This window comes from Enterovibrio gelatinilyticus (genome assembly GCF_028683095.1).
Classification (GTDB): Bacteria; Pseudomonadota; Gammaproteobacteria; order Enterobacterales; family Vibrionaceae; genus Enterovibrio; species Enterovibrio gelatinilyticus.
The window spans coordinates 1-24833 of sequence record NZ_JAJUBC010000036.1; the positions used below are offsets into that span (position 1 = coordinate 1).

Annotated in this window: 23 protein-coding genes and 4 tRNA genes; 16 read left to right on the forward strand and 11 right to left on the reverse strand. The window is 47.9% G+C overall.

The features are described 5' to 3' along the window. The first annotated feature begins 295 nt into the window (after window positions 1-295). Window positions 296-634, forward strand: coding sequence for a 50S ribosome-binding protein YggL (locus LRP50_RS22185; RefSeq protein ID WP_274166610.1), 339 nt, complete (start codon window positions 296-298; stop codon window positions 632-634). Between the two features lie 212 nt (window positions 635-846). Here LRP50_RS22185 and LRP50_RS22190 read toward each other — a convergent pair whose 3' ends face one another. Then, window positions 847-1347, reverse strand: coding sequence for a GNAT family N-acetyltransferase (locus LRP50_RS22190; RefSeq protein WP_274166611.1), 501 nt, complete (start codon window positions 1345-1347; stop codon window positions 847-849). Window positions 1348-1442: 95 nt separating this feature from the next. After that, window positions 1443-2465 carry an EF-P beta-lysylation protein EpmB gene (epmB, locus tag LRP50_RS22195; RefSeq protein WP_274166612.1) on the reverse strand — a complete coding sequence of 341 codons (1023 nt, stop codon included), beginning with the start codon at window positions 2463-2465 and terminating at the stop codon, window positions 1443-1445. Between the two features lie 34 nt (window positions 2466-2499). Here epmB and efp point away from each other — a divergent pair, with 34 nt between their 5' ends. After that, complete coding sequence (gene efp / locus LRP50_RS22200) at window positions 2500-3066, forward strand: elongation factor P (RefSeq protein ID WP_028023417.1); 567 nt, start codon at window positions 2500-2502, stop codon at window positions 3064-3066. Between the two features lie 125 nt (window positions 3067-3191). Beyond that, complete coding sequence (locus LRP50_RS22205; protein ID WP_274166613.1) at window positions 3192-3383, forward strand: hypothetical protein; 192 nt, start codon at window positions 3192-3194, stop codon at window positions 3381-3383. A gap of 147 nt (window positions 3384-3530) precedes the next feature. On the opposite strand, the gene frdD is transcribed toward LRP50_RS22205, so the two are convergent. The 4 genes from frdD to frdA are packed head-to-tail and all read right to left on the reverse strand — an operon-like array spanning window position 3531 to window position 6874. After that, window positions 3531-3893, reverse strand: coding sequence for a fumarate reductase subunit FrdD (frdD, locus tag LRP50_RS22210; protein ID WP_274166614.1), 363 nt, complete (start codon window positions 3891-3893; stop codon window positions 3531-3533). A gap of 25 nt (window positions 3894-3918) precedes the next feature. Beyond that, a complete protein-coding gene (frdC, locus tag LRP50_RS22215) occupies window positions 3919-4302 on the reverse strand; it encodes a fumarate reductase subunit FrdC (RefSeq protein ID WP_274166615.1) in 384 nt (127 codons plus the stop codon). Window positions 4303-4304: 2 nt separating this feature from the next. Then, window positions 4305-5063, reverse strand: coding sequence for a succinate dehydrogenase/fumarate reductase iron-sulfur subunit (locus tag LRP50_RS22220; RefSeq protein WP_274166616.1), 759 nt, complete (start codon window positions 5061-5063; stop codon window positions 4305-4307). Then, complete coding sequence (gene frdA, locus LRP50_RS22225) at window positions 5063-6874, reverse strand: fumarate reductase (quinol) flavoprotein subunit (RefSeq protein ID WP_274166617.1); 1812 nt, start codon at window positions 6872-6874, stop codon at window positions 5063-5065. Before frdA ends, LRP50_RS22220 begins: the two co-directional genes overlap by 1 nt. A gap of 460 nt (window positions 6875-7334) precedes the next feature. Here frdA and epmA point away from each other — a divergent pair, with 460 nt between their 5' ends. After that, on the forward strand, window positions 7335-8306 hold the full coding sequence (gene epmA / locus LRP50_RS22230) for an elongation factor P--(R)-beta-lysine ligase (RefSeq protein ID WP_274166618.1): 972 nt from the start codon (window positions 7335-7337) through the stop codon (window positions 8304-8306). Window positions 8307-8370: 64 nt separating this feature from the next. On the opposite strand, the gene LRP50_RS22235 is transcribed toward epmA, so the two are convergent. The 4 genes from LRP50_RS22235 to rsgA form a co-directional block, all read right to left on the reverse strand. After that, window positions 8371-9258, reverse strand: coding sequence for a DMT family transporter (locus LRP50_RS22235; RefSeq protein ID WP_274166619.1), 888 nt, complete (start codon window positions 9256-9258; stop codon window positions 8371-8373). A 142-nt stretch (window positions 9259-9400) separates the two neighbouring features. Continuing rightward, on the reverse strand, window positions 9401-10816 hold the full coding sequence (locus LRP50_RS22240) for an SLC13 family permease (protein ID WP_274166620.1): 1416 nt from the start codon (window positions 10814-10816) through the stop codon (window positions 9401-9403). Window positions 10817-11002: 186 nt separating this feature from the next. Further along, window positions 11003-11905: an archaetidylserine decarboxylase gene (asd, locus tag LRP50_RS22245; protein ID WP_274166621.1), complete on the reverse strand. Its 903-nt coding sequence runs from the start codon at window positions 11903-11905 to the stop codon at window positions 11003-11005. 122 nt (window positions 11906-12027) lie between these two features. Next, window positions 12028-13080, reverse strand: a complete 1053-nt coding sequence (rsgA, locus tag LRP50_RS22250) for a small ribosomal subunit biogenesis GTPase RsgA (RefSeq protein WP_274166622.1) — start codon at window positions 13078-13080, stop codon at window positions 12028-12030. Window positions 13081-13158: 78 nt separating this feature from the next. Between rsgA and orn the strand changes: the two genes are divergently transcribed. From orn to LRP50_RS22275, 5 genes are all read left to right on the forward strand, one after another. Further along, on the forward strand, window positions 13159-13704 hold the full coding sequence (gene orn, locus LRP50_RS22255) for an oligoribonuclease (protein WP_274166623.1): 546 nt from the start codon (window positions 13159-13161) through the stop codon (window positions 13702-13704). A 113-nt stretch (window positions 13705-13817) separates the two neighbouring features. After that, a tRNA-Gly gene (locus LRP50_RS22260) sits at window positions 13818-13893 on the forward strand. A gap of 103 nt (window positions 13894-13996) precedes the next feature. Further along, a tRNA-Gly gene (locus LRP50_RS22265) sits at window positions 13997-14072 on the forward strand. Window positions 14073-14148: 76 nt separating this feature from the next. Further along, window positions 14149-14224 (forward strand) — tRNA-Gly (locus tag LRP50_RS22270). 254 nt (window positions 14225-14478) lie between these two features. Continuing rightward, window positions 14479-14554 (forward strand) — tRNA-Gly (locus LRP50_RS22275). 672 nt (window positions 14555-15226) lie between these two features. Here LRP50_RS22275 and queG read toward each other — a convergent pair. Further along, complete coding sequence (gene queG, locus LRP50_RS22280) at window positions 15227-16381, reverse strand: tRNA epoxyqueuosine(34) reductase QueG (RefSeq protein ID WP_420791248.1); 1155 nt, start codon at window positions 16379-16381, stop codon at window positions 15227-15229. 24 nt (window positions 16382-16405) lie between these two features. Here queG and LRP50_RS22285 point away from each other — a divergent pair, with 24 nt between their 5' ends. The 7 genes from LRP50_RS22285 to hflX all read left to right on the forward strand — a co-directional run bounded on the left by LRP50_RS22285 (window position 16406) and on the right by hflX (window position 24787). Beyond that, window positions 16406-17887 (forward strand): NAD(P)H-hydrate dehydratase, encoded by a 1482-nt coding sequence (locus LRP50_RS22285; protein ID WP_274166624.1) that lies wholly within the window; start codon window positions 16406-16408, stop codon window positions 17885-17887. 49 nt (window positions 17888-17936) lie between these two features. Then, entirely contained in the window at window positions 17937-18404 is a 468-nt protein-coding gene (gene tsaE / locus LRP50_RS22290; RefSeq protein ID WP_274166625.1) for a tRNA (adenosine(37)-N6)-threonylcarbamoyltransferase complex ATPase subunit type 1 TsaE, read from the forward strand. Between the two features lie 4 nt (window positions 18405-18408). Beyond that, the gene (locus tag LRP50_RS22295) at window positions 18409-20124 is read left to right on the forward strand and encodes an N-acetylmuramoyl-L-alanine amidase (RefSeq protein WP_274166626.1); all 1716 of its coding nucleotides are present in this window, start codon (window positions 18409-18411) and stop codon (window positions 20122-20124) included. Between the two features lie 2 nt (window positions 20125-20126). Next, window positions 20127-22181, forward strand: coding sequence for a DNA mismatch repair endonuclease MutL (gene mutL / locus LRP50_RS22300; RefSeq protein ID WP_274166627.1), 2055 nt, complete (start codon window positions 20127-20129; stop codon window positions 22179-22181). Continuing rightward, a complete protein-coding gene (gene miaA / locus LRP50_RS22305) occupies window positions 22174-23100 on the forward strand; it encodes a tRNA (adenosine(37)-N6)-dimethylallyltransferase MiaA (protein ID WP_274166628.1) in 927 nt (308 codons plus the stop codon). Before mutL ends, miaA begins: the two co-directional genes overlap by 8 nt. Window positions 23101-23195: 95 nt before the next feature. Next, on the forward strand, window positions 23196-23468 hold the full coding sequence (hfq, locus tag LRP50_RS22310) for an RNA chaperone Hfq (protein WP_016959113.1): 273 nt from the start codon (window positions 23196-23198) through the stop codon (window positions 23466-23468). 26 nt (window positions 23469-23494) lie between these two features. Further along, window positions 23495-24787 (forward strand): ribosome rescue GTPase HflX, encoded by a 1293-nt coding sequence (hflX, locus tag LRP50_RS22315; protein WP_274166629.1) that lies wholly within the window; start codon window positions 23495-23497, stop codon window positions 24785-24787. Window positions 24788-24833: the final 46 nt, after the last annotated feature.

Genomic DNA, 24833 nt, shown 5'->3' on the forward strand with positions numbered 1-24833 from the left:
GACGGTCAGGGCTTTTTTGCGTTTAGCAAAAATATACCAATAATGTACATCCACCATGTCGGTTAACTTCAGATGGAGGCCTATGAGGACTTTGCGAAGGAGTAATTAGGCTTTTTAGAAGCTGGTGCTAACAGTTCGCTTACGCATCGAGAAATTTGCCTACATCCAGCGCCAAAACAGACATTGCTGCTTTCGCTTACAAAGCATTTTCCTCCCGTTTTTTAACCTTTGATACCGACAAGCCCAAGACTAACTTCTACACTGTCAGCACTTGTTAGCTGACAGGAATATATCCATGCCATCACAACGTTCTAAACGATTGAGAAAGAAGCTGTACCTAGATGAGTTTGCGGTGTTTGGCTTTGTGATCAGTCTGAAGCTGAATACCGAAAACGACGAAGAACTGGATACTTTTATTGAATCCTTGGCTGATTTTGCAGAATCTCGTCATCTACTTGTTGCTGGCGGTGGTATGAAAGATATTGAGCTTGTTGTGGGTTCAGCGCTTCGATATGGCTCCGCGACAGCGCAGGACAGGGAGTCAATCAAAGTATGGATTGAAGAACGAGGTGAAGTCGATCTCTTGGAGCTAGGTGTGCTTGTTGATTTGCATCAATTGGAACAGACAGACTAACCCAAAAAATATTCGTATAACTGGCTCTTTTTAGGCTTAGATATTGAAGTGAGTCATTCAAAGAATGTTATTCATCTCCGATATCTATTGAAGTGGACTATATCCATTATGGATAAGAAAGCAGCTTAGTTGTTGTTTGATAAACTCAACGGTAAATTCGGGAGGAAGAGCGCGAAAAACTCGTTTTCACGCTGATAGTTAGAAGCCGTTGATCAACCTTTGGGCGTGTTCGAACGCGCCATGTAAAGTGCATCGACGTATTCCCCATTTCGAAAAGCGTAATCCACGGCCCTGCCTTCCTGCTGGAATCCAAATTTCTTATACAAGGCAATAGCGGCCTCATTGTCGCTATAAACGGTTAATTCGATTCGACGTAGGTTCAACCAATTGTCGGCCAAATCTATCATGGTACTAAGCAGCTTACTGGCAACGCCTTTTCCGGTGTGGTCATCATGCACAGCCATGCCGAATTCACCCACATGACGTCTGCGTGCGCGACGGTTGGCTTCAAATCCCAACTGACCTACTATCTTATCTTCTTCTTCCGCGACCAGGCAGTAGACGTTATCCGGTAGGTTACTGAGTCGTTTTTCCCACATCGCAAGCGAAGGTAATGGCATTTGTAGCGTACCAGCTTGTGCTTTTGGGCAGGCATAGAGTTGTTGGATTGCTGGAATATCGCGAGGCTCTACAGGACGAACAGTTACAGGCATAGTCACTCCGAGGTAATACAAGAGGGACTTTTCATCATTACTTGCAACTGACTGCTTATCAAGCAGTTTTTTAGGTTGGTATTGACTTACTTGTTTTATTCGAGATGAAGGTCGAGAGGTGTCTTGCTATCACGACCGCCGATTTCACGTGTTAGGCGTGGAACCAAGTAGCCGGAAACTTCTTTGATAAGCCCAGACATCAGCATTTTCGCTTCTTCATCAGCGACTAAGAAATGCGCTGCTCCTTTCACTTTGTCCAGAACATGCAGGTAGTACGGTAAGATACCTGCATCAAACAAACTATTGCTCAGGTTTTTCAGCGCTTCGACAGAATCATTCACGCCACGCAGCAGCACACTTTGGTTTAAAAGGGTGACTCCGGCTATTTTGAGCTTCGCCATTGACGCACGTAACTCATCATCAATCTCATTGGCATGGTTGATGTGGGTGACCAATACCACTCCAAGCCTTGATGATTGAAGCATGTGAGTAAGTGCTAATGTCACCCTTGATGGAATCACGACAGGCAGTCTCGAGTGAATACGAAGGCGCTTGATGTGAGGCACGGATTCTATCGCTTCAATTAGCCATTGCAGTTCATGGTCTTTCGCCATTAGTGGATCCCCACCAGACAGAATAACTTCATCGACTTCCGGGTGATCTTGCAAGTAAGCGATCGTTTTGCGCCAGGTTTCTTTGCCGCCTTTGTTGTCTTCATAAGGGAAATGTCGACGGAAGCAGTATCGACAATTGATCGCACAGCCGCCTTTTACAATCATAAGCACACGATTTTTGTACTTATGAAGGAGTCCGGGAACATCATTATCTTGTTCGTCTAGTGGGTCTATGGTGAAGCCTATCGCTTCCTCAAACTCTTCGATAACAGGCAATACTTGACGCAAAAGCGGGTCATTCGGGTTACCTTTCTCCATTCTATCGATGAAACTTTGTGGCACACGTTGTGAGAACAAGGTGCGTGCAGAGAAGCCGGTCATCCATGGTGTAGGCTCGATCTCGAGCTGTTGCAGAAGAATTTGAGGATCTGAGACAGCATTTGCGATCTCTTTGAGCCACTTTTTCTCAACAGGCGATGCGTTTCGGGTTATTATGTCCGGCATTTATGACAACTTCGAAGATGTTAAGAGGATAGACATGGCGTCTTTTAGCACCAATGAATTCCGCGGTGGAATGAAAATTATGCTTGATAATGAACCTTGTGTCATTATCGAAAACGAATTCGTTAAGCCTGGTAAAGGCCAAGCGTTCAACCGCGTAAAAATCCGCAAGCTGCTTTCTGGCAAAGTGCTGGAGAAGACATTCAAGTCAGGCGACTCAGTGGAAGCTGCCGACGTAATGGATCATGAACTAGACTACCTCTACACAGACGGTGAGTTCTGGCATTTTATGAACGCAGAATCTTTCGAGCAAATCGCTGCTGATGAAAAAGCAGTCAGTGATAACATTAAATGGTTGAAAGAGAATGACCGTTGCACATTGACACTTTGGAACGGTAACCCAATTGCTGTTACTCCGCCAAACTTTGTTGAGCTTGAAGTGACTGAAACAGATCCTGGTCTGAAGGGTGATACCGCTGGTACTGGCGGCAAGCCAGCGACATTGATCACGGGCGCTGTTGTTCGTGTGCCTTTGTTCATTCAAATCGGTGAAGTGATCAAAGTGGATACACGCTCTGGCGAATACGTGAGCCGCGTCAAGTAATCACGGGTCATCTGCTTTGCAGTAAAAAGGTCGCTTAGGTGGCCTTTTTTGTGTCTGTAATTCCGTGAGTTATTTCCCTGTTTGCGATTCAACAGGCGAGTGCCAAAGCTGGCCTGTTTGAAGCCATGGCTATCCTAGCAAAAGGTGAAGCAGAATCGGAGGTGCCTAAAGCGACCTATGACGCGTACGGTTCTAATTGTGACGTCTATTTGGTGGAATTGCATCGCGATAACTCGACTGCATTGTACGACAATTTGAAAGACCACAAGATTGAAGAACCAAAGCATTACTTTGGCGTGGTAACAGCGGAAAGATGACCTCTAACCTTGATGTGATTGTCGGTCTAAGGGCATTGGGGATGATGGAAAAAATGGAAGCGTTGCACCAGATGCCAAAGAAATAATGGTGCACAGACAGTAGGAATAAAAAAGGGAGCGAAAGCTCCCTTTTTCGTGCCTGTGAGATTAAATCATAAAGATGAAAATCACAGACAGTGCAGTTACCAAGAATGCAGCGGCATAGCACGCCACTTTTCCAGCAGTTCCTGTATGGAACTTCAGATCGTGCATGCCATGGTGCAAGCGGTGCATCGCATGCCACATAGGCAAAGACAAAGTACCCATAACAAACAATGCGCCAATGAAGCTGGTGACAAAACCAGTTACACGCTCATAGCTCAGGGCTTCTGCGTCTAGAATGCCCATTGGTGCCATGATCCCAAGAACCAAAATGGTTACAGGGGTAATCATTGCAAACCAAGAACCGCCTGCGCCAAATAGTCCCCACCATACTGGTTCGTCAGAACGTTTTGGATTCAAATCGACCACGCTTTATCTCCTCACTTGTATGGTGTTAAACCACAAACAGAACAACGGCAGAGATCACTGCAACGGCTGCCCATTGAGCCAGCACTATGATCTTCTTATCCAACTTTTTGCCACCGATACGAATTGGCATCACCTGTGGCATCATGCTGAAAAACGTCTGTGCATGGAACAAGCTTCCGATCAGTGCCACGATGTTGATCGCGATAACGACAGGATTTGCCATGAAGCTTAGCCAGTTCTGCCAAGCACTTTCGCCAATCACCAAGCTACCTAGGCCAAATGTTAGGAACAAGGTAAAGAAAATCAGTGGTAATACCGTTGCTTCACGCAGCATATACATGCGGTAGAAAGGGTGATCCTTCCACCATGTACGCTTCATTTCACGAACGTAAGGTTTACGGTTAGACATCCTTAATCCTCCACTTTCTTTGGTGAACCATCAGGTTTGAGCATGGCAATGACAAAGTCCTGAGACGATACGATTTTGCCTTGGTTAACGGCTGCTGCTGGATCAACGCTTTTCGGGCAAACCTCAGAGCAATAGCCGACGAAGGTGCAACCCCACGCGCCGTTTTCACCATTGATCAGGGCCATACGCTCTTGCGCACCGTTGTCACGGCTATCAAGGTTGTAGCGGTGAGCCAACGTTAGCGCAGCAGGGCCGATGAATTCAGGGTTTAGACCAAATTGAGGGCAGGCAGCGTAACAAAGGCCGCAGTTAATACAGCCAGCGAACTGCTTGTAGCGAGCCATTTGCTCTGGCGTTTGGTTATTTGCACCATCTTCAGGTGTGCGGTCGTTGCCAATGATGTAAGGTTTGATCGCTTCAAGACGCTCAATAAATGGCGTCATGTCGACAATCAAATCTTTTTCAATTGGGAAGTTAGCGAGCGGTTCGATAGTCACGCCATCAGGGTAATCGCGTAGGAAAGCTTTACATGCAAGCTTTGGTACGTTGTTCACCATGATGCCGCAAGAGCCGCAGATTGCCATTCGGCAAGACCAGCGATACGCGAGGTGCTTGTCGAGATGGTCTTTGATGTAACCTAGTGCATCCAATACCGACATGGTGTCGTCGAATGGCACGTTAAAGGTTTGCAGGCGAGGCTCATCATCTTTCGACGGGTCATAGCGAAGAATGCTGACTTTTTGAATGCGATTGTCTGACATTATGCCTGCTCCTTCTGTTGTTTTTCAGCCTTCTTAGCCGCAGCTTCAGCTTCTTCCGCAGCAGCACCATATAGGCGTGCTTTCGGCTGAGATTTCGTAATTTTCACGTCACCATATGTAATGGTTGGCGCTGCATCTGGGTTATAGAAAGCCAGAGAGTGTTTCAGGAAGTTCGCGTCATCGCGTTCTGTGCAACCCTCGTCAAGACGCTGGTGCGCACCACGAGACTCGCGGCGCATGATTGCAGAGTGTGCCATGGCCTCTGCCACTTCAAGGCCGTAGCCCACTTCAATGGCATACAACAGATCAGTGTTAAACACTTTGCCTTTGTCTTGAATACTAATGCGCTTGTAACGCTCTTTAAGCTCAGTGAGCTTGTCGATGGTTTGTTGCATGAGATCTTCGCGACGGTAGATACCGCAGCCCGCTTCCATGGTGTGTCCCATTTCAGTACGGATTTCGGCCCAATTCTCATCGCCTTCTTGATTCAAGAGTGCATCGATACGCGCTTCAACCGCTGCGATTTGACGGGTAATCTCTTCGTCATTCCAGCCAGTGAATTCAGCAGCACGCTCAACAGCACCTTCACCTGCAACGCGACCAAATACCACCAACTCAGCCAGCGAGTTAGAACCCAGACGGTTAGCACCGTGAAGGCCTACAGATGAACACTCACCTACAGCGAACAAACCTTTGATCGTGGTTTCGTTCTTGCCGTTCGTCTCGATACCACCCATGGTGTAGTGCGCAGTAGGGCGAATAGGGATTGGCTCTTTGGCTGGGTCAACGTTGACATACGCTTTTGCCAATTCACAGATAAATGGCAGACGTTCGTTAAGGTATTCTTCACCTAGGTGGCGAAGATCTAGCAACACCACATCGCCCAGTGCGTGTTTGATTGTGTTGCCCTTTTGCTGCTCGTGCCAGAATGCTTGCGAGACTTTATCGCGTGGGCCGAGTTCCATGTATTTGTTCTTTGGCTGGCCAATCGGTGTTTCTGGGCCCATGCCATAATCTTGAAGGTAACGGTAGCCGTTTTTGTTGACGATAATACCGCCTTCACCACGACAACCTTCCGTCATCAGAATGCCGGTGCCTGGCAGGCCCGTTGGGTGATATTGAACAAACTCCATATCACGCAGTGCAGCACCATGGCGATAGGCCATTGCCATGCCGTCGCCTGTTACGATACCGCCGTTGGTGTTGCAGTTATAAACGCGGCCTGCGCCTCCTGTTGCCAGAATGACGGATTTTGCCTTAATGCAGACCAACTCGCCCTCAGACATATGAATGGCGATCAGGCCTTGTGCTTCACCGTCTACAACGAGTAAGTCCACCACGAAGTACTCGTCAAGACGTTTAATTTGCTTGTACTTGATAGACGTTTGGAAAAGCGTGTGAAGCATGTGGAAGCCAGTTTTATCAGCCGCGAACCACGTGCGCTCAACTTTCATGCCACCGAAACGACGAACGTTTACGTCACCGTTTTCTTTGCGGCTCCATGGGCAACCCCATTGTTCCAATTGGATCATTTCGCGAGTCGCATTCTCAACGAAATATTCCACAACATCCTGTTCACAAAGCCAATCACCACCGCCAACGGTATCGTTGAAGTGGTTATCGAGGCTATCCTCATCCTTGATGACGGCGGCAGAACCACCCTCAGCGGCCACCGTGTGGGAGCGCATCGGGTATACCTTAGAAATCAGAGAGATTTCTAGTTCTGGGTTTGCTTCAGCTGCAGCAATAGCGGCACGAAGGCCAGCGCCGCCAGCGCCAATAACAGCGATATCTGTGGTAATTGTTTTCACAGCTATCCTCCGGAGGATTGTTAAAAAATAAGAGATGCAATCTGTGCATCGAACTCAAAAGCTATCCCCATCTTAGGGAACTTGGCCTCATCACTATTTGACCTGAAAGGGTATTTGTTCCGACTTTTCGGCTTTCTTGGGCGTTAAGCCACAGAAGTGTGATCTGGGTCGTCAGAGAAAGAAAATACACATGTTAATAGCGGGTTACCTAGCCATTTCGTATGTTTCTGACACGTAAAAAATGCATTGCACTTGGGTGATTTAACTCTTTATTTTTAAAGGTTTTTATTTGATGTATGCTTGAGGCGAATAAACAGCGGCTTTCAGTTTGATGGCGCTAATATCTTTGACTTGTTCAAGCACTCGAAAACATAAATTCGACTTGATGGTAGAGGGCTTTCTATAAGAAGGCAGCAAGAGATACAATGTGGCCAATCCCAATGAAAGAGAATGATTCAATATGACTCCGCAGTGGCGTCCTACGTCTGATATCGAGACATTAAAAGCACGCGCAACCTTGATGCGTAATATCCGTCAGTTTTTTGCAGAGCGCGACGTCATGGAAGTAGACACACCCGCAATGAGTCAAGCGACGGTCACAGATATTCATTTACATACTTTCCGAACCGATTTTGTCGGCCCTGGTTATGCGAAAGGTATACCGCTTTATTTGATGACGAGCCCTGAGTTTCACATGAAACGGTTGTTGGCTGCTGGCAGTGGTGCCATCTATCAAATCAATAAAGCCTTTCGTAACGAAGAGGCGGGTCGTCACCACAACCCTGAATTTACTATGTTGGAGTGGTATCGCCCGGGATTTGACCATCACGCACTCATGGATGAGATGGATGTGCTGCTGCAACTTGTGATGCGCTTAGGTCAAGCTGAGCGTATGACCTATCAAGATGCGTTCATCTCTGTGCTTGGAGTCTGTCCACTCGAGGGCACAATGGCGCAGCTAAAATCGGCAGCAAGAACGCTGGGGCTGTCAGATATCGCTGAGCCTGAAGAAGACCGTGATACCTTGCTGCAATTGCTGTTTAGCGTGGGTGTCGAGCCTGATATTGGGCAAACAGTGCCTGCTTTTGTGTATAACTTTCCTGCATCACAGGCCGCACTTGCGAAAGTATGTAGTGATGATAAACGAGTTGCCGCGCGTTTTGAGGTTTACTTCAAAGGCATTGAACTAGCTAACGGTTTCTATGAACTGGACAATGCTGATGAGCAGCTTGCTCGTTTTGAAGAAGACAACCGAAAGCGCGAAAGCATGGGACTGAACGCGCAGCCTATCGACGACCACTTGATTGAAGCAATCCGACATGGTTTGCCTGATTGTGCAGGCGTTGCCTTGGGGATTGATCGTTTGATCATGTTGGCGCTAGGTAAATCACACATCGATGACGTTATCGCTTTCCCTGTTGGACGCGCTTAACTGAAAACGCCGCAATCAAAATGCGGCGTTTTTATGTTCGAGCGTTGAAGGCGACTGAACAGCCCTAGCTTGAAACAATGAGTCCTGCTCCTGTTACCGCAAGCGCGGCGCCAATCCACGCACTCGGTGATGGACGCACTTTGGTGAACAGCCAAATGAGTGGCAGGACCATGACAGGTGTGGTTGATGACAGCAGTGCCACCATACCCACTTCGCCCCACTTCAACGCGTACATAATCAGCGTCATGCCGACGGCCATAGCAAGGAAGCCGTTGACCACCACCATACCGAAAATACGCCAGTTAATTGGATTCACTGGTTGTGCAACACGCACTTGCAACAGAACGAGTATGCCGTGTGCGGCAAATGCCGCAATCATACGAATGGCTGATGCAGCGATGGGATCAACGTTACCCGTCAGGACGGGTTTAGCAATCACGCCACCTAACGACTGACAAAGCGCCGCTGTTAAACCAAGGGCGATGGCGACGCCCAAGCTACCTTTCGTTTCTTCCCATTGGTGGGCATTTCCGCTTTGGCGGAAAAAGACGGCAATCATGACGCCGGAAAACACCAAGATAGCGCCGACAAGTCGAATGCCTTGTAGGGTTTCACCAAATAGCCAGATACCTAGCAGAGCAGAAAAGCCTGCGTGGCAGGAATACAAAAGGCCTGAGCGTCGCGGACCGATTCGATTCATGCAGCCAAACAGAGCGGTATCACCAATAAATATACCAATCAGGCCAGACACCGCCATGGGCCACCAAATGTCCGACGTGACGGTTGCCCATCCTCCGGTAAATAGCGCTAAGAGTGACAGCATGATTGACACACTGGCCATACGCCAACGGCTATAGGCAAAACTGCCTAAGTGGCGAGCGGGCGTCACCGATATTAGGCTGGAAATACCCCAAAGAAAGGCGGCGGCAAGCGCTAGCCATTCATATCCCAAGAGAGCGTCCTCATAAGATGCGAGCCAAAGTTCGCGTTGTTAAATTTGAAAAGGAGCGAGAGTGTATATGGACTTGGGACTTGGGGAAAGGCCCTGCGGCCTTTCCGATCAGACGTTCGAAAGTGCTAAGTAAGAAAAGGCGCTAGGTGATAATAAGCATGGCACCATACACCATGATTAAGCCAGTGATACCCAAAATAAGGCCGACTTTGGCCATGTCTTTGCTTTCAATTAACCCCGTCGAATATGCCAAGCTGTTAGGGGGCGTCGACACAGGTAGTATCATGCCAAGTGAAGCAGAAAATGCGACCACAACCAATAGTCCTTGAATTCCCCCTATGGCGGATAGGCTTTGCATGGACGTTGCTACAGCAGCCGCAATCGGCATAAGAAGGTTCGCTGTGGCGGTATTCGACATGAAGTTTGCCATCAACCAGCAAATGAGGGATAGCGTAAGTACGACCGCTACAGGGGACAAGGTATCGTAATCAACGGCGTGTGCAAGTGCAGAGGCCAACCCCGTTTTATCAAGCGCTAAGCCGATGGCGATACCACCGGCGACAAGCCACAACACATCCCAATTGATGAGCTTCAATTCTTCTTTGCCCATAATGCCAGTGAGGGTGAAGATGGCCAGAGGAACAATCGACACGACATATGTGTTCATGCCATGAAGGCTGGTAGTCATCCAAAGCAGTATCGTGACGGCGAAGGTCGTGTAAACCGTATAAGCGCGCCAGCTTTTTTGGAATCTCCCGTTTAGCTTAAGCCTCATTTCACTTTGACTGGCGGGGTAGAGTGCTTGCAGTAACCACCATGCGAATGCCAGTTGCACCACCACAAAGGGCAAGCCCATTGCCATCCAATCTAAAAAGCTAATGGCATTTTCCCCAGTGAGATATTGCAAAGCAATTGCGTTGGGCGGCGTTCCGATTGGTGTCGCAATACCGCCAGTGTTGGCAGCGATAGGAATGCAGAGGACCAGCGCTTTGATCCCCGTGTCTCCTTTAGGGACGGAAGCAACAATCGGAGCCAGTAGCGCGAGCATCATCACAGTGGTGGCAGTGTTAGACATAAACATCGAAAACACCGCGGTGATCAACATAAGACCAAGCATGATAAAGCGTGGTTTATTGCCGAAAGGTTTGAGAAGTACGCGAGCGAGGTTGTTGTCTAAATCGTATTTTGACGCCGCAATCGCAAGGGAAAAGCCGCCCATGAAAAGGATAATGATCGGCGATGAGAAGGCGCTGAAAATATCGGTGTACGCGATGAGATCGCCTAATTCATGATCAGACGTTGTGTCTCGAAACATATTGAGTCCCTTATCGGAAATCATGATCAGTTCGAGTGCGATGATGAGAATTGATGTGGCGAAAACGGGAACGGGTTCGAGTACCCAAAGTAATGCTGCGAGTAGGAAGATAGCGAGCAGACGATGCTGGATGATCGTTAAATTGTCGAGAGGGATCCAATCGGTAGGCATGAGTAAAATGCCGAGCGGGATGCCAAAGGCAATGACAAATTTAAGTATTACCGCACGAGAGAGTGTCGACATAAGGCTGATCCCATCCTCTTTGAATGAAGTGATGGCATCATATTCATGTTTTAATTCATTGAGTTGGATGCCATTTTACTTTCAACAGCATACGGGGGAGAAAAGAAAATACTCTGTGCTCTGATAAAGTTTGTGCACAAAAAAAGGGCAATAATGCCCTTTTCGTCGCAGATCGTAATTTTGCCGTTAAACGGTTTCTATTTCGCTCTGTTCTTGATTGTGTATCGCGACTTTTTGATGAGCGTAGCTCTCTCCCATGCGGGTTGCTTTGCCAGCGACAATGCTCTCGTCAAAGGTAATCGCCCCTTTCGGGAATAGGTTGATCACGGTCGATCCCAATTTGAAGCGACCCATTTCTGCGCCTTTCTGAATGGTGACTGACTGATCGCCTTCGGCAGGGTAATCCCAACGACGAATGCTTTGACCAGTAGGTGGCGTGATGGTGCCTGCCCACGTGGTTTCGATGCTACCTACAATAGTTGCACCGACAAGCACTTGTGCAAGTGGGCCAAATGCGGTGTCAAAAATACACACTACACGCTCATTGCGTGCAAATAGGTTTGGCACATTTTCAGCAGTGAGTGGGTTAACCGAAAACAGGTCACCCGGCACATAGATCATTTGGCGAAGCGTGCCATCGCATGGCATATGAACACGGTGATAGTCACGCGGCGACAGATATAAGGTCGCAAAATCACCGTCAGCAAATTCTTCAGCCAATGTTGCGTCACCACCGAGTAATTCGCACGCATCAAAGGTGTGACCTTTGGCTTGGATCAGTCGGCCTTGCTCGATAGGACCAGCTTGACTGACACAAGCATCAGCGGGGTGGCTAATGACGCTTGCTTCATCATTGATTGGACGAGCACCGTCCTTCAATTCACGAACAAAGAAATCGTTGAACGTTGGGTAGCTTGCTGGATCTGGATTTTTAGCTTCACCCATTTCCACCTTGTACTGACGTACGAACCATTTGATCACAGCGGTCGTCAAAAAGCCGGCTTTAGCAGCAGCAAGTTTACCTACAAGGCGGGTTAGTAGATGTTTTGGCATGCAGTACTGCAGACCAATTTTCAAATCGTTAGACACAGTTGTTATTCCTAACTCGTCGAATGGCTTAGAGAAATCCCAAAGGCCGAAATGTAAAAAGCGGCCTAGTTTACAAAATTAACAGGCCGCTAACCAGATGGAGGGGGAAAATCGATGGACGATCAGTTTTCTTTATTGCGTGAAAACTGTCGATTTGCCTTCATTTCAGACATGCTATCGATGATCTTGTGGTAGCTATTAAAGCGCTCGGTACTGATCTTACCACCTTCAACTGCATCTCGGATCAAGCAACCTGGGTCGTCTTTGTGTTTGCAATCGCGGAATTTACAGCCGCCAATGTAATCACGAAACTCTTTGAAACCTAGTGTGACTTGCTCTGGCTCCAAGTGCCAAAGTCCGAACTCACGTACCCCTGGACTATCAATAAGATCGCCTCCATCGGGGAAGTGATAAAGGCGAGCAGTGGTGGTAGTGTGCTGACCCAGTCCTGAGTTTTCAGATACTTCGCACGTCTCGGCATTCACTTCTGGAAGCAGAACATTCACCAAGCTGGATTTACCGACTCCCGATTGGCCGACAAAAATACTGGTTACGTCAGCAAGCTTTGCTTTTAACGCAGCCATACCTTCACCTGTTTTCTGGCTAACCATCATGACGTCGTAACCGATTTGATGATAAATCGCGAGCATGTTCTTTACGATGTCGAGACCGTTTTCATCAAGCAAGTCTATTTTGTTGATCACGATTAGAGGCTTGAAATCAACCTGTTCGGTAGCAATCAAGTAACGGTCTATAATGTCGGTAGACAGTTCGGGTAGAATTGCAGAAACGATCACAACTTGATCAATGTTGGCTGCGACTGGTTTTACACCGTCATAGTAATCTGGGCGAGTAAGCACTGAGTGACGTTCGTGGACAGCTTCCACAACGCCAGCAATGCCTTGCAATGTTTTAACGCCAGGACGCCAGACGACAGTATCCCCAGTCACCAAGCTTTCGATTGAGCGGCGAAGGTTACATCGTTGAACAGCACCGGTTTGAAGATCTTCAATATCTGCGTGTTGTCCAAAACGAGTGATCACGACCCCTTCACGGGCTGATTCCAGTAAGGATTCATCCCACTGGACATCCTTTTGCTGACGATCAATTCGTTTATTTTGGTTTGTCCGTACTCGGCGCAATTGGCCTTTTGTGAGATTTTTCTTTTTTGCCACGAGAATGTCGCTAGTTTAGTTGGCTTTCAAGTCAGGCTAAGTATGATACATGGTTTATTTGTAAAATAGGCAATTTGGATGTCTTTCAGCGATAAGAATTTAATCTGGATTGATCTTGAGATGACAGGACTTGATCCACAGGTTCATAAAGTCATTGAGATCGCTACCGTTGTTACAGATGCTGAACTTAATGTTTTAGCCGAAGGCCCAGTCATAGCCATTAATCAATCTGACGATGAATTGGCAATAATGGATGAGTGGTGCACGAACACACACACTCGCAGTGGGCTGGTGGATCGTGTGAAAGCGAGCAAAGTGAATGAAGAGCAAGCTATCAAAGAAACGATCGCGTTTCTTAAAGATTGGGTGCCTGCAGGTGTTTCTCCGATCTGTGGCAATAGCGTAGGGCAAGATCGTCGATTCCTTTATCAGCATATGCCTGAACTAGAACGCTTCTTTCATTACCGCACCGTCGACGTCAGTACCATCAAAGAGTTGGTCAGACGCTGGCAGCCAGATCTTCTGACTGGCTTCCAAAAGCAAGGGACTCATTTGGCAATGGATGACATCCGAGAGTCAATTGAAGAACTGCGCTACTACAGAAGTAAGATCTTTACGATCTGATGCCAAAATAAGCGATACGAAGAAATTTCAAAATTTATGAGTTTAGAGGCTTGCATCCCTGATTTTTCTTCGTATAATTCGCAGCCCTGACAGAGACAATTGTCTTTGATTAAGCGACACTAGCTCAGCTGGTAGAGCGCAACCTTGCCAAGGTTGAGGTCACGAGTTCGAACCTCGTGTGTCGCTCCACTTCTCTTGTGGAACAGGACGTTATCGATTTGTCGATAGCAGATCATGCAAAGTTTGCGGGTCATTAGAAATAAAGATCACTTGATGATCATGAAAGATCTTTGCGACACTAGCTCAGCTGGTAGAGCGCAACCTTGCCAAGGTTGAGGTCACGAGTTCGAACCTCGTGTGTCGCTCCAATTTCTTTCAAAAAGAGAATTCACTTTTGATTCGTTGAAAGTGAAAGAAAAGCCCGATGCAAATCGGCACTGTGATGCGACACTAGCTCAGCTGGTAGAGCGCAACCTTGCCAAGGTTGAGGTCACGAGTTCGAACCTCGTGTGTCGCTCCAAACTCTTTCAAAAAGAGAAAGCACTTTTGATTCGTCGAGAGTGAAAAATAAGCCCGGTGTAAATCGGCACTATGATGCGACACTAGCTCAGCGAGCAGAGTGCAACCTTACCAAGGTTTAGGTCACACCTAATCCTTGAAGATCGGGAACCTCGTGTGTTGCTTCAAACTCTTTCGATTCGTCGAAAGTGCGAAACGCAAGTTACCTTGTCATTCGCTTCAGAAATTGCCGAAATCATTCGGACGCTCTTTAATGCGACACTAGCTCAGCTGGTAGAGCGCAACCTTGCCAAGGTTGAGGTCACGAGTTCGAACCTCGTGTGTCGCTCCAAATTTTAATTTCTGAGTAATCAGAAGTGCGAAACACAAGAACCCTTGCCAAGGTTGAGGTCACGCTTAAGCCTTGAAGATCGGGAACCTCGTGTGTCGCTCCAAATTTCTTGCAGTTAATCATCTGCAAGCACCAACACTTCGCATAACACGTACCAGTTATCTGTAGGGTACCGCGAATCGTTGTCTTTAATGCTGTGAAGCATTATCTCAGGGCAAGGTCTAGCCCATAAAATCTGAATGCTTTGTAAATCTCGTATGCCACTGATGCATACTGGTCATATTTCAATGTTTCTCACAGAGTTATCCACAGCAGCCAAGTTGTGGGTAAAGCCGTTGATGAATAAATGAAGGTGTGACCTTTCTCAGAATTTACTGTTCGTTAGGTGATCGGTGGATAACTGAGGGTTGTGTGTGTTCTCTTTTTTAACTTCATGTTTATAAAGAGTTTTTATTGTTGGTGTGCGCTGTTTTCAAAAGCTTATCCCCAATATTGTCACCTAGCGTGATGTGACACGGGAATTATTCACAGAGTGTGTTTAACTTTGTCGATATGCACTGTTTTATAGCGTACTGAAAATGTTTTCCACATTACGCAGCAGAAGTGAACCTATGTCTTATTTCTGCATCTTTCTTCGCTGATGAAGAGGACATCTATTAAGATTTGCACTATTTATGCATCTCTGGATAAGCCTTTCTGAACAATTCTGACTAACCGTTTTGTGGAAGCGGGTAATACGTTAACCTCGCCTTCTTTCCTGCGTTCAATCTGTTGAGTAATTGCCCAATTTAGGTGCTCATCAAGCATAGCAGAGAAATTTTTGGCTGCCTGCAAAAGCGCAACGATCTCTGGGTCATATGGTGCGTTCCCCATCGCTACAGACAGGTTTCTACGCCATTTCTCGTGGCCTATACGGCGAATCGCTGAACCTTCCGTTTCTTTCAAAAATGTTGATTCATCCCAACTGAATAACGTCTTCAATGATTGCTGAACCAAACTTGAACGTCCATGAAAGTCGGTTTCTTGTGTAACTTCTGCTTCGCGGTTGTATGGGCAGACCAATTGGCAGTCATCACAGCCGTAAATACGGTTACCCATAGGGCGGCGAAACTCTTCAGGGATGGGGCCATCGAGCTCGATAGTGAGATAGGAAATACAACGGCGTGCATCAACGACTGTGTCTCCAACAATCGCGTCGGTAGGGCATGACGTGATACAGGCTACGCATTTGCCGCACTGATTCTCTACAGGCTCGTCAACGGGAAGTGGCAGATCAATGAGTAGCTCTCCGAGGAAAAACCACGACCCTGCTTCTTGGCTGAGCAATAAAGAGTGTTTTCCTGTCCAACCTAGCCCCGCTTTTTCAGCCAATGGCCTTTCAAGTACAGGTGCGGAGTCAACAAAAGGTCTATAGCCAAACTCACCGACTTCTTGCGATATGCGATCGCCCAACTTCTTGAGTCGATTTCTGATCAGCTTATGATAATCACGACCGAGAGCGTAGCGACTGATGTAAGCGAGGGATGGGTCGTCCAGTGTTTTGGCGAATCCTGCATTGGGGGGCAAGTAATCCATACGCGCACTGATCACGCGGATAGTGCCTTCAACCAACTCTTGTGGACGCGCCCGCATCATGCCGTGGCGTGCCATCCAGTCCATCTCACCGTGGTAACCCGCATCTAACCATCGCTGAAGTTGCTCTTCATGCTGACGGAGATCGATATCAGTGATACCGATATGCTGAAAACCTAGTTCGCGACCCCATTGCCTGATATTTTCAGCAAGCAGGTCAAAATTAATCGATGATGAAGATCGAGAGTTAGGCATAAAGATCAGGATGGATGACTGAAGATGGCGGCGAGTTTACCACAATCCCTTTACCGATCGGATCAGGTTAAGCGCGGAGAGCGTAAAATCGCATCGGATCTTGGTGTGGAAATGTACGATCTTATGGAGCGAGCAGGCTTAGCGGCGTTTTGTTTGCTTCGACAGCGTTGGCCTGAAGCGAAAAAGATCCTGATCACATGTGGCAGCGGCAACAATGGTGGCGATGGTTATGTTGTTGGTCGCTTGGCGCTAGAGGCGGGGCTACAAGTTGTGCTGTGGTCTGCGAGTGATCCTGAGACATTAACGGGAGAAGCGCGAACCGCGAAACAAGCATTCTTGGCACAAAGCGGCGTTATATTGTCTGCTGATCTGCCATCAGAGCCGTTTGATCTGATCGTCGATGCGCTGTTTGGAACAGGGCTATCGCGAGCCGTGGAGGGTCATTACCGTGATGCGATAAAAGTGATAAATGCGTCCGGTTCGCCTGTATTGGCTATTGATATTCCTAGTGGACTGCACGCGGACACGGGCTCTGTTTTTGGTGATGCTATCAATGCGGACTGCACCATCAGCTTTGTGGCATTGAAGCAGGGGTTGTTCACGGGGAAAGCTGCCGATCATTGTGGGCACATCGTTTTTGATGGTCTTGGCATTCATGAAGCGTTTGAAGCGCATATCCCTACTTCAGTTACACTGCTAGGTGTCAATCTCTTAAAGGATTTTCAGCCTGTTCGCCGACGTAGTGCGCATAAAGGACAATGCGGTCGTTTACTTTGTATTGGCGGCCAGCAAGGCATGGGTGGAGCGATCATCTTATGCGGTCAAGCGGCACTGCGAACTGGCGCGGGGTTAGTGGCACTTTTAACTGATAAGACGCATATCAATGCCATTTTAGCCAGCCAACCTGAGTTGATGATCCGCCAATGGCAAAAAGAAGATGGCGCTCAAGCGCTTTCATCAGTGATACATTGGGCGGATGTTCTTGCGCTGGGACCTGGGTTAGGTCAATCAGTATGGGCGCGTGCTTTATTTGAGGCCGCATTGGCAAGTCAGTTGCCGGTGGTGGTGGATGCAGACGCATTAAGCCTGCTGTCGCATTTCCCTCATAATTATGATCATTGGGTGCTCACGCCTCATCCGGGAGAGGCGGCAAGATTATTAGATCTCACAGTAGAAGAAATTGAACGGGATCGGTTTTCTGCCGTCAAAGAAATACATAATCGTTACGGCGGTGTGGTGGTGCTTAAAGGTGCAGGCACAATCGTTTATGATGGTACGTATTGTTCGGTGATTCATGCTGGTAACCCTGGTATGGCATCGGGAGGCATGGGGGATGTGTTAACTGGCGTGATAGCGTCTTGTTTAGCGCAAACTCAATCGGTTAAAGAGGCGGCAAGGTTTGGCACGCTCTTGCACAGTTACGCTGCAGATATTGCTGCGCAGCATGGGGAGCGAGGGCTGTTAGCCAGCGACTTGCTACCTTTGCTTGGAAACAACATAGAATAAATGCAGATTTGACGGCGAATGACCGTCAAACAACAAAGCAGTGAGAAACATGACAATAACTTTTAATACTGAACTTGCTGATGAGCAAGCCACAGTGACGTTGGGTGCGGCACTCGCAGCAGCGTGTTCACAACAAACCACCATCTACCTGCATGGGGATTTAGGAGCAGGTAAAACCACGTTTTCTCGTGGTTTTATTCAATCTCTTGGTCATAACGGCAATGTGAAAAGTCCAACCTATACATTGGTTGAGCCATACCAACTCGCCTCTTGGCAGGTTTACCACTTCGATCTTTACCGTTTGGCTGATCCCGAAGAGCTCGAATTCATGGGGATCCGTGATTACTTCACACCTGACGCACTTTGTTTGGTTGAATGGCCGGAAAAAGGTGAAGGCATGTTGCCAGAACCTGATCTCGATATCACACTGAAATATAACGGTGAACAACGTACGGTGCAGGTTATAGCAAATACTGCGGTCGGCGAAACCCTGATTGATAGTTTGGAGTGGAAATAGAGTTATGCGTTGGCGGGGTGTGTTAGTAGGGATCATCGTATGGTTGGGGATCATGACCTCAGCGTGGGCAAATTCACTTGAAAATGTGCGTATTTGGCCAGCACCTGATGAAACTCGCGTGGTGATGGATATGGCGAGTGAGCCTTCCTACACGTTTTTCACACTCACCAAGCCTAATCGCCTTGTGGTCGATCTTAAAGATACTTCTTTGGGCATGAAACTCCCCAAAGAGGTCAAAGACAGCAAAATCCTCACCAAGATACGCAAAAGTAATCCCGCCAAAAAAGGGGATTATCGGCTTGTGTTTGAGCTGAAAAATAAAAGCCTTCCGCGTATTTTTGCCCTTGCTCCTGGTGGTGAATATGGGCACCGTCTTGTTATCGATTTGCCACACAGCGCAAAAGCAGTTGCCGTTAAGCCTGTCGTGAAAAAACCTCAGCCGACAGAAGCACAAGCGGCACTGCCGTTTGGCACCGACGACATTATTATTGCGTTAGACCCTGGCCACGGCGGTAACGACCCCGGCGCGATTGGGCCTAGACGTAAATATGAAAAGCACGTCACCCTTTCTATCGCTCGTCGCGTGGCCAAAAAGATAAATGCGACGCCTGGGCTTAAAGCAGTGCTCACTCGAAATGGTGATTACTTTGTTGATTTGAATAAGCGCTCCGAGATTGCTCGTAAGCATGGTGCACACCTATTGGTGTCTATCCATGCTGATGGTTTTCATAAACCTCAGCCAAACGGCGCGTCTGTATGGGTGTTGTCTCGTCGCCGCGCCAACAGTGAAATCGGTCGTTGGATCGAAAAACACGAAGAGCAATCGAACTTGCTTGGTGGGGGAGCACTGTTAGATGACAACGAAGATGAATACCTCAGCCGTGCGGTTTTGGATCTGCAATTTAGTAATTCGCAAAAAGAAGGCTTTGACGTTGCGACCCGAATACTAAAAGAAATGGGTAAAGTCACGAAACTGCATAAATCTAGCCCAGAGCATGCGAGCCTTGCGGTACTAAAATCGCCAGATATCCCTTCGTTGCTGGTGGAAGCAGGTTTCATTACTAACCCTAAAGAAGAAAAGTTGCTACTTAGCTCCAGCCATCAGCAAAAAATTGCCAATGCTGTATTCAAAGGGGTACTGACATATTTTGAGGACTTTCCTCCTGATGGCACTTTGATAGCTGCGCGTAAAAATGGCATTAAGCACAAAGTTACAACGGGTCAATCATTGTCGGTTATTGCGAAGAAATACGGCAGTTCTGTGTCAGCGATTAAAGCAGCGAACGGGCTTAAATCAACGTCATTACGCATTGGTCAGGTATTGACTGTGCCTGATGTGAACGTGACGGCCTTGTCATCAAAAACCTCCAACACAACATCAAGTGCTAAAGCGGTGACGCAGACAACATCGAGAACGATAACCAAAGTTCATACCGTGGGACGTGGGGAGTTTTTGGGTAAAATTGCCACAGAATACGGCGTTACCATTGCCAGCATTCGCAGTGCCAATAAGCTGCGATCTGATGAATTGGCGATTGGTCAAAAGTTGAAAATTGTTGGTATTAAGCCAAAGAAAAAACAGCACAAAGTGAAGCGCGGAGAGTATCTGGGTAAAATCGCCAGTAACTACGGTGTGTCGATAGACAGTATTCGCAATGCCAACAAGTTACGTTCTGATCAGCTGGCGGTTGGCCAAACCTTGATTATTCCCGGGAGCTAATCATGGCAATTCAGATATTACCTGCTCGTCTGGCTAACCAGATTGCAGCGGGCGAAGTTGTTGAGCGGCCTGCTTCTGTGGTGAAAGAGCTTGTTGAAAATAGTATTGATGCAGGCGCTACCCGTATTGATGTGGATATCGAGAAAGGTGGTAGCAAGCTCATCCGTATCCGTGACAACGGTTCGGGTATCAACAAGGACGAGCTAGAGTTAGCGCTTAGTCGCCATGCAACGTCAAAAATCACCTGTCTAGACGATCTTGAAGCCATTATCAGCCTTGGTTTTCGTGGAGAGGCGCTGGCCAGTATTAGCTCGGTGTCTCGCTTGACGCTGACATCTCGCACACAAGCGCAAACGGAGGCGTGGTCAGCTTATGCTGAAGGGCGAGATATGGCGGTTCAGCTAAAACCTGCCGCGCATCCGGTTGGCTCCACGGTTGAGGTCGTTGACCTGTTTTTCAACACGCCAGCTCGCCGTAAATTTCTTCGCACCGATAAAACCGAATTTGGTCATATTGATGAGTTGCTTAAACGCATTGCGTTGAGTCGTTTTGATGTGGCGATCACGCTGAGACATAACGGCACTGTGGTTCGCCAATATCGAGCTGCAGACAATGACAGTCAGCGTGAACGTCGCCTTGCTGCGGTATGTGGCAGCGCGTTTGTGAAGACTGCCGTAGAGGTAAGTCTTGAGCATCAGGGCTTAACGTTACGTGGGTGGATTTGCACCCCTGAAGGTGCGCGCGCTCAAAATGATATTCAGCATTGTTTTGTGAATCAACGCATGATGAAGGACAAGCTCATCAATCATGCGATTCGACAAGGCTACGAAGCATCGCTGCGTCCTGATCAGTTTGCAGCCTATGTGCTCTATATCGACATTGACCCGCATCAAGTCGACGTCAACGTGCACCCTGCTAAACATGAAGTGCGTTTTCACCAAGCACGATTAGTCCATGACTTCATCTACCAAGCCGTCGCTGATGCGCTGATGCAGGTAGCTGCAGAGCAAGCACCAGAGATGGTATCTGCGTCCACATTCGCAAGTGAACATGACGCGACGCCAGATCAAGCTGACGTGGCATCTTCTCCAAGCATCGCTGATAACTCAAGTGCATCGCATTTTGGAGCATCAACGGTTGAGCCTCGCGGGCATGCATCGTCGAGATCGCCTAGTGCGCATTCAGCTGCCTCAGACTACTCAGAGTCTTCAGCGACAGCATGGCGACCACAACCTGAAACGGCAGGTAAAAGTCGCGAGCAATATTCATCAAACTATGAATCAACAGGGCGTGCCTCTTCGCGTGGTGCTAGTACAGCCTCCTTTGGTGAGACACCTCCATCTCAACGCGAGCAGCGGGTATATAAAGAACTGATGACAACGCCCGTTGTGCCCGCTAATACCGTGGCGGAAGCCCCGAAAGCTTTTTCAACGACACCGGTGACGACCACATCGAACACGGCAACGCCTATTTCCGTGGGACATGTCGACAAAGGGCTCGGCAAGGCATTGGCTGTGGTTTCATCGAAGTATTTGCTACTGCAACGCTTTGACGGGTTTGCATTATTAGATTTGGATACAGCGGCTTACTTAGCGGTGCTAGGTCAGATGAGAGCAGCATCTTCTGAAGGGTTGAGAGCCCAGCCGTTGCTGATCCCGCAGGCATTACCTGCATCAGCCGAAGAAATTGCATTGTTGGCACAGTATGATGATTTGCTCCAACAGTTTGGTATCGTGATACGCAAAAAATCAGCCTCGCAAGTCATGGTCATGGCTGTCTGTCAGGCGTTGCGTAAGCACAACTTACAGCACTTCGTTCCTGCACTTTTGGCTGTTCTAGCAAATAACGAGGATCAAGCCCCGATTTCCTTGGGGCAACTTGCCGATTGGCTCGCTACGCAAGCGACGCAAAAAACAGACGCCTATGGGTTGTCACAAGCGATTACACTGATCACTGACTTAGAACACTGTTGGCAGGATAAGCTAGCAGGGTATTTTTCAACGTTGTTGCGTCCGGTTGACGTGGCAGCGGCAATAGAAGCATTCAAACATGACTAACGCTTTGCCCAAGGCAATCTTTTTAATGGGTCCGACTGCATCGGGCAAAACAGCGCTAGCGATTGCGCTGAGGCAACAATTCCCCGTCGATATTATTAGTGTCGATAGCGCTCTCATTTACCGCGATATGAATATTGGTACGGCAAAGCCGGATGGACAAGAACTCGCGCTAGCACCACACCGATTGATTGATATTCGCGATCCATCAGAAGCTTACTCAGCTGCAGATTTTCGTGAAGATGCTCTGAAGGAAATGGCGGATATTGTCGCAAAAGGGAGAATTCCGCTTTTAGTTGGTGGTACGATGCTCTACTTCAAAGCATTATTGGAAGGTTTGTCACCTTTGCCCCCTGCGGATCAATTGATCCGAGCTACTATTGAGCAGGAAGCGCAAACACGAGGTTGGCAGTCGCTACATGATGAGCTGTGCCGTATAGATCCTGTCGCAGGAGCGAGGATTCATCCGAATGATCCTCAGCGATTGTCGAGAGCGCTGGAAGTTTTTCGTATTTCGGGTAAAACTCTCACTGAGTTGACCGAAACCAAAGGTGAACCATTGCCATATGAGGTTCACCAGTTTGCTATAGCCCCTAAGGAAAGGGGAGACCTGCATCGCCGAATTGAGTTACGTTTCCAAATGATGATGGAAGCGGGCTTCGAAGAGGAGGTTCGTGCGTTGTATGAGCGTGGTGATCTGAATCCAGATCTACCGTCGATCAGATGCGTAGGGTATCGACAGATGTGGGATTATTTGGCGGGTAGCTGCTCTATTGATGATGCAGTTTATCGCGGTGTGTGTGCCACCCGTCAGTTAGCCAAGCGTCAAATCACCTGGCTTCGTAGCTGGGATAATTTGACATGGCTTGATAGCGACGACGTGCCGTTATCGTTACAAACAGTCACAAAGTGTTTAACCTGATCACAGATTGAGCAGGGTATACTGGGATTGTTGTCAGCGGCGTTGTTGATCTTTTTGTTGCTAATACAACTACAAACCAATAAGGAAAATTAAAAATGGCTAAGGGGCAATCTTTACAAGACCCATTTCTCAATGCACTGCGTCGTGAACGAGTACCGGTTTCCATTTATTTGGTCAACGGCATCAAACTTCAGGGCCAGATTGAATCTTTTGACCAGTTCGTGATCCTGCTGAAAAATACCGTCAACCAAATGGTGTACAAGCATGCGATTTCTACCGTGGTCCCTGCTCGCCCAGTGAATCATCATCATAATAATCCTACTGACCGCCCAGCAGGCGAGCGTCAGCAAGATAAGACTGAGGAGTAACAATCCTTTGGTAAGGAGTTGATCGCTTGTTTGACCGTTATGAAGCCGGTGAACAGGCTGTTTTAGTTCATATCAACTTTACTCAACAAGGTGAATGGGAAGATCTCAGCGAACTCGAATTGCTGGTATCGTCAGCGGGGGTGACGCGGTTGCAGACAATTACTGGCAGCCGTCAATCTCCGCATTCCAAATACTTCGTTGGTGAAGGCAAAGCCCTCGAAATCGCAGATGCAGTCCGGATGACCGGTGCGGAAATCGTGATATTCAACCATGCATTATCACCTGCGCAGGAACGAAACCTCGAGCGATTAATCCAATGTCGTGTGCTTGATCGCACTGGCCTCATTCTCGATATCTTTGCACAACGTGCTCGTACCCACGAAGGTAAGCTGCAAGTAGAACTTGCGCAGCTTCGTCACCTGTCAACTCGACTCATTCGCGGCTGGACGCACCTAGAGCGCCAAAAAGGCGGTATTGGTTTGCGTGGGCCAGGTGAAAGTCAGTTAGAGACTGACCGTCGTTTGCTACGTGATCGTGTCAAAGCTATTTTGCGTAGACTTGAGAAGGTGGCCAAGCAGCGAGAACAGGGTCGACGTGCGAGAAATCGTGCGGAAGTGCCAACGGTATCGCTAGTGGGGTATACCAATGCGGGTAAATCGACATTGTTTAACCGCATCACGGAAGCGGGTGTGTATGCAGCCGATCAGCTGTTTGCCACGCTCGATCCAACATTGCGGAAGATTGAGGTTGATGATGTTGGTGACGTTATTTTGGCCGATACGGTTGGGTTTATTCGTCACCTCCCCCATGATCTAGTTGCGGCTTTTAAAGCAACGTTGAAAGAGACGCAAGAAGCGACGTTGTTGCTTCACGTCATTGATGCGAGTGATGAGCGCTTCCGGGAGAACATTGATGCTGTCAATGAAGTACTGGAAGAGATCGATGCGAATGAAGTGCCTACCTTGTTGGTGATGAACAAAATCGACAACATGGAAGACGCATTGCCGCGTATCGAGCGTGATGAAGAAGGTATCCCACGTGTTGTTTGGGTATCCGCTCTTGCAGATCGGGGTATAGATCTTCTTTTTGAGGCGCTGACCGAAAGGCTGTCGGGGACTATGGTAAGCTATCGCTTACGTATTCCACCTGCGGCGATTGGCAGAATGCACAGTAAATTCTGTCGCTTGCGTTGTATTTTGCATGAAGAATACGATCAAGACGGACATTTACTGATTGATGTGCGCTTACCTCAAGCCGATTGGCTAAGGTTAAGAAAACGGGAAGGCAATGAGTTAGACGATTTCATCGTCATTGACTGATTGTTACAGTATAAAAACTATCGTCATATCATATTGATGGAGTGCT